This window comes from Massilia sp. P2_C2 (genome assembly GCF_056404615.1).
The window spans coordinates 1-709 of the sequence record NZ_JBFUDR010000660.1 but is presented as its reverse complement, the minus strand read 5'-3'; the positions used below and the strand labels follow the sequence as shown (position 1 = coordinate 709).

Here is a 709-nt window from a genome sequence, read left to right as displayed (position 1 = left end):
GTCCTCGCAAACCTATCCGACCGGCGTGAAGGTGACCTACGCCTACACCACCAACGGCTGGCTGGAGAAGCTGCTGCTGGGTACCACCGCCAACGTCGCGCCGCTGCCCAACGCCCAGGGCGCGCGTGCGGCCAGCGTCACCCTGGCGGCCGGCAGCGTGTTGTGGCAACGCCGGGTTGTCAATGCACGCGGTCAGGCGGAACAGCAGGTCTACGGCAGCGACGGCGGTGGTGCCAACAGCGTGACCGCCAAGGCCGTCTTTGACGCCAACACCGGCCGGGTTACCGACCTCGCCACCGGCCTCGCCGCCAGCCCCACCAAGGTCCTGTCCCAGCACTACACCTGGGATAGCCTGAGCAATCTCGTGGGTCGGGTCGACGACAACGGCGACGAAAGCGGCGGCGTCAGCACCGGCGCGGTGAGCGAGAGCTTCGTCTATGGCGACGCGCTCAATCGCCTGACCAGTTACGTGGTGAGCGCACCCGCCATCCCGAACCTCAGCCGCACCGTCAACCTGCAGTACAACGCCGTGGGGCAGCTGATCAGCAAGAGCGACGTCGGCACCTTCAGTTACGTGACGCCGGGTGGCGGCGCGGGCAGCAAGCCGCACGCGGTGCGCAGCGTGGCGGGCAGCTACACCGCCAGCTACGGCTACGACGACAACGGTAACGTCATCAGCGCCACCAACGGCAAATACCGTAGCGTCAGC

At 67.4% G+C, this 709-nt stretch carries 1 protein-coding gene; it reads left to right on the top strand.

Annotation, left to right across the window (positions count from 1 at the left end; translation table 11 throughout):
- Nucleotides 1–709 (top strand): hypothetical protein (locus AC1DYX_RS31695; RefSeq protein WP_477266247.1); only part of this gene is annotated, 709 nt, incomplete at both ends.